Source organism: Streptomyces sp. NRRL F-4489, assembly GCF_001509485.1.
GTDB lineage: Bacteria > Actinomycetota > Actinomycetes > Streptomycetales > Streptomycetaceae > Streptomyces.
This window is the reverse complement of sequence record NZ_LLZI01000049.1, coordinates 1-11,925: the sequence shown is the minus strand read 5'-3', so window position 1 is coordinate 11,925 and position 11,925 is coordinate 1. Positions and strand designations below refer to the sequence as shown.

Below are 11,925 nucleotides of genomic sequence, written 5' to 3'. Positions count from 1 at the left end.
CCGCACCCCCGTCCCCGCCGCCCGCGCCCCGCCCGACCCCCGCGCGCCCGCACGCCTACACCCCGGCCCGTTCCCAGCCCCACCACGGGCGGTCGGTGGTGACCAGGACGCTCCTGATCACCACGCCGGCCGTGCTGGCCGGTGCCGCTCTCCGTCCCCGTTCGCGCTCCACGTCCCGTTCCGGCGGGCGCAGTTCCTCGTAGGAGGTCTCCATGTCGCAGTGGCTGGTACTGACCCTCGCCATGGCCGCGGTCTGCGGTGTCGTCCTGACCATCACCGTCCTCAAGGAGCGCCGGATCAGCGAGGACGACGACCCGTCCGAAACGCCCGATGTGATCGAGTACCTGACGATGATGGTGGGGGTGGTCTACGCGATCGTGCTGGGCCTGGCCATCGCCGGTGTCTGGGAGGCCCGGTCCACCGCCGAGGACACCATGCGGGCCGAGGCGCAGGCGCTGCACGAGGTCAGCGCACGCGTCCAAGCCTGGCCCGCGCCCGTACGGGACACCGTGCGCCGGGACGTCAACTCCTATGTCAGCCATGTCGTCCACAAGGAATGGCCGGTGATGGCCGAGCACGGGCGGCTCACCGACCGCGGCGCCGAACTGCTGGGGAAGATCCGGTCCGATGTGATCGGCTACCACGCGAAGGACGATTTCGAGCGGGAGTCGTACCAGCCGCTGGTCGATCAGGTCGCGGCGGTGGACAGCGCGCGCACCGCCCGTGCGGACGCGGCGGATTCGACGCTCCCGGGGGTGGTGTGGTTCGGGCTGATCATCGGGGGCGTGGTGTCCATCGCGGTGATGTTCACGCTGCAGATCCGGCGGTCGGGGCGGGAGATGCTGATGGCGGGCGTGTTCAGTGCGCTGATCGCGTTCCTGCTGGTGCTGGTCTGGGACTTCGACGCGCCGTTCAGCCGGGGGCCGGCGGCGGACGCGGGGACGTTCCTGGATCTCTTCCCGGGGGTGTGACGACGCGGAGGGCGGCGGCGCGCGGGGCACCAGTCGCCCCGCCGGGCGCCCCGCCCGGCCGACCCCCTACTCGAACATCTCCGGCTCCCCCCGGGCGATCTGCTGGTACAGCGGCTGGTAGTTGATCCACGCGACCAGGTCGCTGCCCAGCTGCTCCCGGGTGCGCACGGCGTCCTCGTGCGCTATCGGGACGGGGGTGCCGGCCGCCTTCGCCGCCAGCTGCACCTGGCAGCAGCGCTCCAGGGCGAGCAGCCACCAGGCCGCCGCGTCCACCGAATCGCCGACCGTCAGCACCCCGTGGTTCCGCAGGATCACGGCCTTGTGCGGGCCGAGTACGGCGGCGACCCGCCGCGCCTCCCCGGGGTCCACCGCCACACCCGTATAGGCGGCGTGGACGGCGTGGTCCTCGTAGAAGGCGCAGGCGTCCTGGGTGATCGGCTCCAGCGGCTCGCCGAGCGCGGAGAGCGCGCGGCCGTACGGGGAGTGGCTGTGCGCGGCGGCGACGACGTCCGGGCGGGCCCGGTGGATCTCCGCGTGCAGGGTGAACGCCGCCTGGTTGACGTGGTGGCGCCCCTCGACGACCTTGCCGTCGCCGTTGACGAGGACGAGATCGCTCACGGTCAGCAGCGCGAACGGGACGCCGAACGGGTTGGTCCAGAAGCAGTCGGCGAACTCCGGGTCGCGGACGGTGAGTTGGCCGGAGACGCCCTCGTCCAGCCCGTGGCGGCCGAAGAGGCGCACCGCGGCCACCAGGCGCTCCTTGCGGTAGCGGCGCTCCTCCGCGGCGGTGGGGTGCGTCGGCGGCAGCGCGAAGTGCAGCTGGTCGGTGGGTATCGGCGTCGGCTCGGGCATCGCGGCTCTCCTCCTGGCGCGTACGGCTCCCGGTGCTGGGCGGAAGCTACCCTCCGGTTCGTCCGGAGGCCAGGCCCGTACGACCACCGGCCTGATCCGCAAAGCCGTCGACCGAGCCCGTACAACCACCCACCGCGCCCGTAAAAGCCGCCGGCCGGCCCCGCACAGCCACCAACCGCCCCCGTACAGCGCCGCCCCCGACCTACTCCCCGCCCCCGTAACCGCTCAGCAGCTCCACGCCGCGCAGCAGCGCCGAGTGGTCCAGCGCGCCGTCGCCGCGGGCCACCGCGGAGGCGATGAGCTGGGCCGCGGCGGCGCCGACCGGCAGCGGCGCGCCGACCGTGCGGGCGGCGTCGGTGACGATGCCCATGTCCTTGTGGTGGAGTTCGAGCTTGAAGCCCGGGTCGTAGGAGCGCTGGAGGAAGTTGTCCTTCTTGCGGGTCAGGACGGTGGAGCCGGCCAGGCCGCCGTTGAGGACGTCCAGGGCCGCGGCGAGGTCCACGCCGGACTTCTCCAGGAAGACCACGGCCTCCGCGCACGCCTGGATGTTGACCGCGACGATGAGCTGGTTGGCGGCCTTGACCGTCTGGCCGGAGCCGTGCGGTCCGCAGTGGACGACGGTGGAGCCGACGGCCTCCAGGACGGGGCGGGCGGCGTCGAAGTCGGCCCGCTCACCGCCGACCATGATCGACAGGACGCCCTCGACGGCGCCGGCCTCGCCGCCGGAGACCGGGGCGTCCAGGACGCGAATGCCCTTGGCGGCGGCCTTCTTCGCCAGGTCGATGGAGGTCTGCGGGGTGATGGACGACATATCGATCAGCAGGGCGCCGGAGCGGGCGTGCTCCAGGATGCCCTCGGGCCCATAGGCGAGCGCCTCGACCTGCGGGGACGCGGGGACCATGGTGATGACCACGTCCGCGTCCGCGACCGCCTCGGCGACCGAACGAGCCTCGGTGCCGCCCGCGGCGACCAGCGCGCCCGCCTTGCCGGGGCTGCGGTTCCAGCCGCGTACGGTGTGCCCGGCCTTGGCGAGGTTCACCGCCATGGGGCTGCCCATGATGCCGAGGCCGAGGAAAGCGATGGTGCTCATAGCGTGCGACTCACTTCTTCCGCAGAGCGGATAGCGGATGTCGTATTACGGAATTACGCACTCCATCTTCCGCCGCGACCCCTCGACCGTCAACCATCCGGCCCGGCGCGCCACCGGCCGTACGCGCCCCCGTCCACGCTCGCGATCCCCCCGCCCCCCGAATACGGCGACGCCGCCCCCCGGGCATCCGGGCGGCGGCGTCGGCACGTGGTCAACGGGAGGGGGTCACTCCCACTCGATCGTCCCCGGCGGCTTGCTGGTGACGTCCAGCACGACGCGGTTGACGTCGGCGACCTCGTTGGTGATCCGGGTGGAGATCCGGGCCAGGACGTCGTACGGCATACGCGTCCAGTCCGCGGTCATGGCGTCCTCGGACGAGACCGGGCGGAGCACGACGGGGTGGCCGTACGTGCGGCCGTCGCCCTGGACGCCGACCGAGCGGACGTCGGCCAGCAGCACCACCGGGCACTGCCAGATCTCGCGGTCCAGACCGGCCGCCGTGAGCTCCTCGCGGGCGATCGCGTCGGCCTCGCGCAGCAGGTCCAGGCGCTCCTGGGTGACCTCGCCGACGATCCGGATGCCCAGGCCGGGGCCGGGGAACGGCTGGCGCTGGACGATCTCCTCGGGCAGGCCCAGCTCGGCGCCGACCATCCGGACCTCGTCCTTGAACAGCTTGCGCAGCGGCTCGACCAGCTCGAACTCGATGTCGTCGGGCAGCCCGCCGACGTTGTGGTGCGACTTGATGTTGGCGGTGCCCGTACCGCCGCCGGACTCCACGATGTCCGGGTAGAGCGTGCCCTGGACCAGGAAGGCCACTTCCTCGCCCTCGGCGCCGGCCTCGGCGACCAGCTCGGCCTGGGCCTGCTCGAAGACCCGGATGAACTCCCGGCCGATGATCTTCCGCTTCTCCTCGGGGTCGGTGACCCCCTTGAGCGCGGTCAGGAACCGCTCGGCGGCGTCGACGACCTTGAGCTGCACGCCCGTGGCCGCCACGAAGTCCTTCTCGACCTGCTCGGTCTCGCCCTTGCGCATCAGGCCGTGGTCGACGTAGACGCAGGTCAGCTGGTCGCCGATGGCCTTCTGGACGAGGGCGGCGGCGACCGCGGAGTCCACGCCGCCGGACAGCCCGCAGATCGCGCGCTTGCTGCCGACCTGCTCGCGGATCGCGGCGACCTGCTCCTCGACCACGCTGGTGGTCGTCCACGTCGGCCGCAGGCCCGCGCCGCGGTAGAGGAAGTGCTCCAGCACCTGCTGGCCGTGCGTGGAGTGCATCACCTCGGGGTGGTACTGCACGCCGTAGAGCTTCTTCTCGTCGTTCTCGAACGCGGCGACGGGGACCAGCTCGGTGGACGCGGTGACCGTGAAGCCCTCGGGGGCGGCGGAGCAGGCGTCGCCGTGCGACATCCACACCGACTGCTCGGTGGGCGTGCCCTCGAAGAGCGTGGAGGCGGGCTTGCTGACGGAGAGCGCGGTGCGGCCGTACTCGCGGGCGCCGGTGTTGTCGACCGTGCCGCCGAGGGTGATCGCCATCAGCTGGAAGCCGTAGCACATGCCGAAGACCGGGACGCCGGCCTCGAACAGCGCGCGGTCGAGGCTGGGCGCGCCTTCTTCGTACACCGACGAGGGACCGCCGGAGAGGATGATCGCCTTCGGGTTCTTGGCGAGCATCTCGGCCACCGGCATGGTGGACGGCACGATCTCGCTGTAGACCCGGGCCTCGCGGACCCGGCGGGCGATGAGCTGGGCGTACTGTGCGCCGAAGTCGACTACGAGGACGACGTCCGGGGCGGCGGCAGGGGGTGCTGATGGCACTTCGGCGGCCTTCCGGCGGTGTGGAGCAGGGGTTGGACTTTCGATTCTAACGGGCTCATACTTGGCGCCATGTCCAAGCAGCTGACCTTCGTCTTTACCTATGGCACCGGCCCGTCCGGCTGCCATGGTCGCGCTTGCTTGATCTGACGAGCGACTTCCCCAGGCGCCCCGGGCCGATGACGGTCCGGGGCGCTTGTGTCTGTCCGGGGCCGGTTTCGGTCCCACGGCTCCCGGGGTCCATCCCCAGGAGATACGGAAATGGACATGACGAGCCAGACCCACACCGACACCCGCACCGCCACCGCCCCTGAGGGCGCCGTCCCGGATACCGGCGCGCGCACCCCGGAGGCGGCCGGCGTGATCAAGGACGCCCGGCGCCGGATCGACGATCTCGACGGCCGGATCATCGGGCTGGTGCAGGAGCGGATGGCGGTCTCCGCGGTCATCCAGCGCGAGCGGATCGCCTCCGGCGGACGCCGGGTGAACCTCTCCCGGGAGATGGAGATCCTCGGCCACTACCGCGACCAGCTCGGGCGGCCGGGCACCGCGCTGGCGATGACGCTGCTGGAGCTGTGCCGGGGCCGGGTCTGAGGCGGCCCGGGGCTGGGGCAGGCCGGATCCGGCCGGTGGTGCGCCGGGCGCGCGACGGGGGCGCGCGGCCGGATCCGTGCGGTGTCCCGGTGGGGGCGCGGCTGGAACTGAGTTCGGTTGCCCTCTCACTCGTACGGCGCGTGACCGGGCCGCGCGAGGGGTCGTTGTTCCCGGTGCCACGCCAGCCAGGCGCGGTCTGCAGGACTACGCGTAGACGCCGCCCCACGGGCGGAACGCCGGAGCGATGAGACGGCCGGCCGCTGGCAGCGGCCGGGCGTCGTGGGACCTCGTTCCGGTTCGTGGCCGGTCAGCAGGGGACAGCAGCCCGGTCACACCGATGGGGTGGTCGGTCCTGGGGACGCCCGGGACCGACCGCATCCGGTCGAAACGGTTGCGCCGGATGAGGCGCATCCAGGACGATGCTTGACGAACCGCGGACCGCTTCCGGTACGGACCTTTGCCGCGTACGCCATTGGTCCAGACCTCAGGCGGTAGCGGGCACCGCGCACCACCCGCACCACCCGCACCATCCGCACCACCCATGAGCCAGCGGCGCTACCCCCCCCCCAGCGCCGCCCGTCGGTGCCGGCGCTGCCCTGACGCCGGCACCGAAAGCCAAGGGCCCCGTGGCCTCCGCGTTCCCCCCTCGCGGAGGAGTCCCGGGGCCCTTCGCTGTGAGGCGGGGCCGCATGGCGGCCGGGCGGGTCGGCTCGGTGGCGCCCATTCAGTGGCTACGGGGTGCCTGTGGGGCGGCTGTGAAAGTTGTGAGTGAGATCACGCCGATCTTTCCGGATGAGTCAACAACCTTTTCCGGCCATCGGCGGTCACGTATCTGACATCGCACGGCCATACCGCGCCCCACCGCGACGGCCCGCGTTCCATGTGCCGCCCCCGCGGCACTTCGGTCCCCGAGAGGTCTTCTGGATGAAGCTCCGCCGTGCCCTGACGGCCGTCGCCGCGACGGCCGTCATAGCCCCCGCCGCCCTCATGGCGGCCCCCGCCGCGTACGCGACCGGTCCCGGCACCGACACCGCGGCCACCGCCCCCGCGCCGGAGGACACCCCCGGCCCGGAGCAGAGCGGCTCCACCACCACGCCGGACCAGCCCCCGGCCGCCGGCGAGCAGACGCCGGCCGGCGAGAAGGAGTCCGGTACCGGCAGCACGACGGGCGGCACCGAGACCGCGCCGTCCACCGCGCGCCCCTCCGGCACGCCCGGCCCGTCCGTCTCGCCGTCCCCGTCCGGCGGACCGACCGCGGGCGGCAAGCCGACCGCCACCCCGCCGTCCGACAAGGGCGACGACGAGGGCGACGAGTGCACCATCGACGACCCGTCGCTGAAGACCACCGTGCGGAACCTTCCGTCGAAGCTGGTCGCCGGCGGCGGCTGGTCGCGCTTCACCGTCGCGCTGACGAACACCACCGACCGGAAGCTGGACGAGGTCTACCCGTTCATCATGGCGGTGCCGCTGAACGGCGACGGCAACGGCCCCGACTCCCGGCTGCACCTGGAGTACCAGGACCCGGACACCGGCAAGTGGACCGCGTTCGGCGAGTGGACCAACGGCGACTACTTCGGCTGGTTCGAGCTGGACCCGCACGAGACGGCCGAGCTGACGATGCGGATCAGCGCCGACAAGAGCGCGCCGGCCGGTGACGGCTTCGCGCTGATCGCGGGCGACTACTACAACGCGGACGGGTCCTGCGGCTCGTCGGCGGAGCAGTGGTACGACTTCGCGATCCTGGCGGCCGGCAGCAAGCCGGGCCAGATCCCGCCGGCCAAGCCCGGCAAGCCCGGCAACAAGCCCGGGCCGCAGGGCGGCGCCAAGCCGGTCACCCCGGCGAAGCCCAAGGAGGACCTGGCCAAGCTGCCGGTGACCGGCAACCTCGCCGAGACCGGTTCGTCCTCCGCGCTGCCGACGATCGCCATGGCCGGCGGCCTGGCGCTGGTGGTCGGCGCCGGGGCGCTCTTCGTCGTCCGCCGCCGCAAGGCCGGCGGGGGCGCGGCCGCGTAACGGCACCCCGTAGGAGAGTCGAGGAGGGCCGCTTCCCTTGGGGGCGGCCCTCCGTCGCGTCAGCCCGTGGGCGGGGCGGATTTCTGCGGTACCGGGGGGACCGGCAGGAGGGGCAGGCGGAGGGCGGCGAACGCGGCAGCGGGGACGGCCGGGTGGCGCGGCGCCACCGGGGCCACGCGGGCGTACGGCTGCCCCGGGGCGGGGCGCGGGTCCGGCTCGCCCTTGTTGGGCCACAGGGACATGGCGCGTTCGGCCTGGGCGGTGATGGTCAGGGACGGGTTGACGCCGAGGTTGGCGGAGACCGCGGAACCGTCGACGACCGAGATGCCCGGATGGCCGTAGAGGCGGTGGTAGGGGTCGATGACACCGTGGTCGGCGTCCGCGCCGATCGGGCAGCCGCCGAGGAAGTGGGCGGTGAGCGGGGTGCCCATCAGCTCGCCGATGTTGCTGCCGGCGAACCCGTTGATCTCCTGGGCCAGCAGGGTCGCGGCCTCGGTGGCCTCGGGGATCTGGGTGGGGTTGGGGGCGCCGTGGCCCTGCCGGGCGGTGAGCAGGCCCTTGCCCGGGCCGCGCGGACGCCGGTACGTCGTCAGGGAGTTGTCCAGGGACTGCATGACCAGGCCGATGATGGTGCGCTCTGACCAGCGGCGGTTGGAGAGCGAGCGGAGCGCCAGCAGCGGATGGCGGACCATGTTGCCGGCCCAGCCCAGGACCCGGCCGGCCGGGCGGTACGGCACCTGGAGGATGGTCAGGCCGCCCATGGAGTTGGAGCCGCGGCCGTAGCGGACCGGCTCGATGTGGGTGTTCTCGTCGGGGTGGATGGACGAGGTGATCGCCACGCCGCGGGTGAAGTCGACGCGGTCGGCGCCGTGCCGCTTGCGGTAGCGGCGGCTGGTGGTCTGCGCGCCCACCAGCGCCTCGGAGTTGGTGCGGGTGAGCGTGCCGAGGCGGGCGGAGAGGTACGGCAGCAGCCCGGTGTCCTTCATGCGGTGCAGCAGCGTCTGGGTGCCGTAGGTGCCGGCGGCCAGCACCACCTTGCGGGCGGTGAAGGTGCGGCCGGCGCCCTTCTTCTTGTTGTCGGTGGGCAGGGTGCGCACCGCGAAGCCGCCGCGGGAGTCCTCGGTGACGGCGACGACCGAGGTCATCGGGTGGATCACGGCGCCCGCCCGCTCGGCGAGGTGGAGGTAGTTCTCGGTGAGGGTGTTCTTCGCGCCGTGCCGGCAGCCGGTCATGCACTCACCGCACTCGGTGCACGCCCGCCGGGACGGGCCCGCGCCGCCGAAGTACGGGTCGGGGACCTCCGCGCCCGGCTCCGCCCGCGCCGTCCCGCCGGCGTCCTCGCCGTCCCCGAAGAACACCCCGACCGGCGCCATGTGGAAGGTGTCGCCGACGCCCATGGCCTGCGCGGCGGCCTTCAGATGCACGTCGGAGGGGGTCATCGTGGGGTTGAGGCGGACGCCGAGCATCCGGCGGGCCTGGTCGTAGTACGGCTTGAGCTCCTGCTGCCAGTCGGTGATGTCCCGCCACTGGGGGTCGTCGAAGAACGCCCTGGGCGGGACGTAGAGGGTGTTGGCGTAGTTCAGCGAACCGCCGCCGACGCCGGCGCCGGCCAGCACCATGACGTTGCCCAGCAGGTGGATGCGCTGGATGCCGTAGAGGCCGAGGGCCGGGGCCCAGAGGTAGTTCTTGAGGTCCCAGGAGTTCTTGGGGAGGGTCGCGCGGGTGAAGCGGCGGCCGGCTTCGAGGACGCCGACGCGGTAGCCCTTCTCGGTCAGGCGGAGGGCGGAGACGGAGCCGCCGAAGCCGGAGCCGATGACGAGGACGTCGTAGTCGTAGGCGTGCTCGGTGGCCGGGTCGGCCTGCGTGGGCGGTGCGCCCGTTTCGGTGGGCTGGGGCGCGTTGTCGTGTGGCACCGGTACCTCCGTTTCCGTATTCGGGGCTCCGCCCCGGACCCCGCTCCTCAAACGCCGGAGGGGCTGGATTTTCTCCGCCCGGAGGGGCTGATTGCTGCAGCCGGAGGGGCTGGATTTTTCAGCGCAGGCGGAGGGCCTTCATGGCGCGCAGGCTGCGGGTCATGAAGGCGGCGTACTTCTCGTCGTCCATGCCGAAGGCCGGTGCCAGGGGCATCAGGCGCTGCTGGGCGACGGTCTGCGCCTCGGTGTACTTGAGGATGCCCTCGGCGCCGTGGCGGCGGCCCAGGCCCGAGTCGCCCATACCGCCCATCGGGGACTGCACGCTGCCGTAGCCGGCCGCGTACGCCTCGTTGACGTTGACGGTGCCGGTGCGCAGGCGGGCCGCGACGGCCCGGCCGCGCCGGCCGTCCTTCGTCCAGACGCTGGAATTCAGGCCGTACGGTGTGGCGTTGGCGCGGGCGACGGCCTCGTCCTCGTCGCGGAAGCGGTAGATCGAGACCACCGGGCCGAAGGTCTCCTCGCCGCAGACGGCCATCGGGGCCTCGACGCCGTCCAGGATGGTCGGCTCGTAGAAGAGCGGGCCGATGTCGGGGCGGGGGCGGCCGCCGGCGAGCACCCGGGCGCCCTTGGCCACGGCCTCCTCGACGTGCCGGGTGACGGTCTCCAGCTGGCGCTCGCCCACCAGGGAGCCCATGTCGGCCCCGTAGGCGAGGGCGTTGCCCAGCCGCATGGCCTTGGTGCGGGCGGCGAACCGCTCCAGGAACGCGTCCGCGATCGACTCGTGGACGTAGAGCCGCTCGATGGAGATGCACAGCTGGCCCGCGGAGGAGAAGCAGCCCCGGATGGCGCCCGCGGCGGCCTTCTCGATGTCGGCGTCGTGCAGGACCAGCATGGCGTTCTTGCCGCCGAGTTCGAGGGAGACGCCGACGAGCCGGGCGGCGGCGCCCTGGGCGACCTCGCGGCCGGTGCGGGTCGAGCCGGTGAACGAGACGTAGTCGGCGTGCCGGACGACCTCCGGGCCGACGACCGGGCCGTCGCCGATCACCACCTGCCAGACGTCCTCCGGGAGCCCGGCCTCGATCAGCTGCTCGCGGGCCCACAGGGCGGTCAGCGCGGTCTCCGTGTCGGGCTTCATCACGACGGCGTTGCCCGCCACGAAGGCCGGCAGGGCATCGCCGACGGTCAGCTCGAACGGGTAGTTCCAGGGCGCGATCTGGCCCACCACACCGCGCGGCTGGCGGAGTTCGGTGACCTTGGTGAGGGTCGGGACGACGCCGGTGTGGCCCTTGGGGCGGAGGTAGGCGGGGGCCTTGCGGCCGTAGTGGCGGGCGGCGACGGCGACGGCCTGTATTTCCTCGTGGGCGTGCAGCCGGGCCTTGCCGGTCTCCAGCTGGATCAGATCCAGCACCTCGGACTGGCGGCGCAGGATCAGGTCGTGGAAGCGGAGCAGGACCGCGGCGCGCTGCCGGACCGGGACCTTCGCCCAGCGCTCCTGCGCGGCGCGGGCCCGCTCGAAGGCGCGGGCGACGTCCTCGGGGGTGGACTCGGGCAGGTCGGCCAGCTTCTCGCCGGTGAACGGCGTGTGGTTGGCGGTCCGGCCGGAACCCACCACGTCCCGGGTGAGGCGGGCGGCGACCTCCGGGGACACCACGTCGGCGGCCGTACGGGCGCCGGGGGCGGCGCGCACGACCGGATTGCCGCCGGCGGGCGCGGCGTTCGCGGCGTTCGCGGAAGGGGCCTCGGTGGCGGGGGCGGTGGGCGTACCGGTGTCCTGCGAGTCCGTCATGCGGGCGAGCGTATGCGTCCGGAAGCGCTTTGTGTACCCGGGAGTAACAGGTTTTCACCGGGCGGCCACAATCGCGCCAGTGGGTGGTGGCTGTATGGGGGGTGGACTGGGGGGACGGTGGGCCCTGGGGAGGGTGGGCTGGTGCCGTCCGTCAGCGGCCGGCCAGCTGGAAGGTCTCCACCGCCGTGTCGAACTGCCGCTTGGCGTCGGCGCGGGAGGCGACCGGGGAGGAGATCCAGACGTCCATCATCCGGCCGCCCTCGTTCCAGCTGAGGTCGTAGGTGTAGCGGGCGCCGGCGTCCTGGGCGCTGCCGTTCCAGATGAACTCCCAGCGGCCGGCCCGGAGGCCGTTGTGGGTGGTCTCGACGACCTGGCCGCCGCGGTAACCGGGGTAGTTCTTCGGCCCGTTGGCGTCCGCCGTGCGCATCGCGCCGATCGGCCCCTCGGGGACGGGCTGCTGGAGCTGTACCCCGATACGGAAGCGCTTGCCCTCGGAGTAGTAGTAGACCCGCGAATTCTCGTAGGACCGGGTGAAGCCGATGGGGACGGCCATGCGGAAACCGGCCGGGTCGCGGACGATCCGGTAACCGGGCGGGGCCTGCGGGTCGTCGCCCGGGGTGGCCGGGGCGGTGGCCGTTCCCGTGGGGGCGGCGCCCTGCGGGTCCTGGGACGGGGGCTGCCCCTTCTTGTTGCCCTTGTGGGCGGCGTCCTGCGCGGTGGCCCCCGGGTGGGCTTTCGTGCCGTCGTCGGAGCCGGCGGGGCCGCCAGGGCCGCCGGGACCGCTTCCCGGGGCGACGAGGGCGGTGACGCCTGCCGCGGTGCCGCCGAGGGCGATGACGGCGGCGGTGATCAGCAGCGCGAGGCGGGGCCGCGGGCGGGGGGTGGTGGAGGGAGCGG

General features: G+C 73.0%; 9 protein-coding genes and 1 pseudogene. 3 read left to right on the top strand and 7 right to left on the bottom strand.

Annotated features, from left to right (window positions below):
* Positions 1-55: 55 nt before the first annotated feature.
* Positions 56-214 (bottom strand): hypothetical protein, encoded by a 159-nt coding sequence (locus ADL22_RS35180; protein WP_159048590.1) that lies wholly within the window; start codon positions 212-214, stop codon positions 56-58.
* On the opposite strand from ADL22_RS35180, the gene ADL22_RS06705 reads away from it, so the two are divergent.
* Complete coding sequence (locus ADL22_RS06705) at positions 213-971, top strand: DUF4239 domain-containing protein (RefSeq protein ID WP_066974698.1); 759 nt, start codon at positions 213-215, stop codon at positions 969-971. The genes ADL22_RS35180 and ADL22_RS06705 overlap by 2 nt on opposite strands.
* A gap of 66 nt (positions 972-1,037) precedes the next feature.
* Here ADL22_RS06705 and ADL22_RS06700 read toward each other — a convergent pair whose 3' ends face one another.
* From ADL22_RS06700 to guaA, 3 genes are all read right to left on the bottom strand, one after another.
* A complete protein-coding gene (locus ADL22_RS06700; RefSeq protein WP_066974696.1) occupies positions 1,038-1,823 on the bottom strand; it encodes a class II aldolase/adducin family protein in 786 nt (261 codons plus the stop codon).
* A 202-nt stretch (positions 1,824-2,025) separates the two neighbouring features.
* Positions 2,026-2,913, bottom strand: coding sequence for a 2-hydroxy-3-oxopropionate reductase (locus ADL22_RS06695; protein ID WP_066974694.1), 888 nt, complete (start codon positions 2,911-2,913; stop codon positions 2,026-2,028).
* Between the two features lie 225 nt (positions 2,914-3,138).
* On the bottom strand, positions 3,139-4,725 hold the full coding sequence (gene guaA / locus ADL22_RS06690) for a glutamine-hydrolyzing GMP synthase (protein WP_066974692.1): 1,587 nt from the start codon (positions 4,723-4,725) through the stop codon (positions 3,139-3,141).
* 264 nt (positions 4,726-4,989) lie between these two features.
* Between guaA and ADL22_RS06685 the strand changes: the two genes are divergently transcribed.
* Positions 4,990-5,316, top strand: coding sequence for a chorismate mutase (locus ADL22_RS06685; protein WP_066974699.1), 327 nt, complete (start codon positions 4,990-4,992; stop codon positions 5,314-5,316).
* A gap of 924 nt (positions 5,317-6,240) precedes the next feature.
* Positions 6,241-7,329 carry an LAETG motif-containing sortase-dependent surface protein gene (locus ADL22_RS06680; protein ID WP_066974690.1) on the top strand — a complete coding sequence of 363 codons (1,089 nt, stop codon included), beginning with the start codon at positions 6,241-6,243 and terminating at the stop codon, positions 7,327-7,329.
* A gap of 59 nt (positions 7,330-7,388) precedes the next feature.
* On the opposite strand, the gene ADL22_RS06675 is transcribed toward ADL22_RS06680, so the two are convergent.
* The 3 genes and pseudogenes from ADL22_RS06675 to ADL22_RS06665 all read right to left on the bottom strand — a co-directional run.
* Positions 7,389-9,242 (bottom strand): GMC oxidoreductase, encoded by a 1,854-nt coding sequence (locus ADL22_RS06675; RefSeq protein WP_066974688.1) that lies wholly within the window; start codon positions 9,240-9,242, stop codon positions 7,389-7,391.
* A gap of 118 nt (positions 9,243-9,360) precedes the next feature.
* Positions 9,361-11,028, bottom strand: coding sequence for a succinic semialdehyde dehydrogenase (locus ADL22_RS06670; protein ID WP_066974685.1), 1,668 nt, complete (start codon positions 11,026-11,028; stop codon positions 9,361-9,363).
* Positions 11,029-11,179: 151 nt separating this feature from the next.
* Positions 11,180-11,925: pseudogene (locus ADL22_RS06665) on the bottom strand (serine/threonine protein kinase); the annotation flags it as partial.

What these genes read in the sequence shown, in the direction of transcription:
- ADL22_RS35180 (WP_159048590.1), bottom strand. Translation starts at nt 214, where the DNA reads ATGGAGACCTCCTACGAGGAACTGCGCCCGCCGGAACGGGACGTGGAG.
- ADL22_RS06685 (WP_066974699.1), top strand. Translation starts at nt 4,990, where the DNA reads ATGACGAGCCAGACCCACACCGACACCCGCACCGCCACCGCCCCTGAG.
- ADL22_RS06695 (WP_066974694.1), bottom strand. Translation starts at nt 2,913, where the DNA reads ATGAGCACCATCGCTTTCCTCGGCCTCGGCATCATGGGCAGCCCCATG.
- ADL22_RS06670 (WP_066974685.1), bottom strand. Translation starts at nt 11,028, where the DNA reads ATGACGGACTCGCAGGACACCGGTACGCCCACCGCCCCCGCCACCGAG.
- ADL22_RS06700 (WP_066974696.1), bottom strand. Translation starts at nt 1,823, where the DNA reads ATGCCCGAGCCGACGCCGATACCCACCGACCAGCTGCACTTCGCGCTG.
- ADL22_RS06680 (WP_066974690.1), top strand. Translation starts at nt 6,241, where the DNA reads ATGAAGCTCCGCCGTGCCCTGACGGCCGTCGCCGCGACGGCCGTCATA.
- ADL22_RS06705 (WP_066974698.1), top strand. Translation starts at nt 213, where the DNA reads ATGTCGCAGTGGCTGGTACTGACCCTCGCCATGGCCGCGGTCTGCGGT.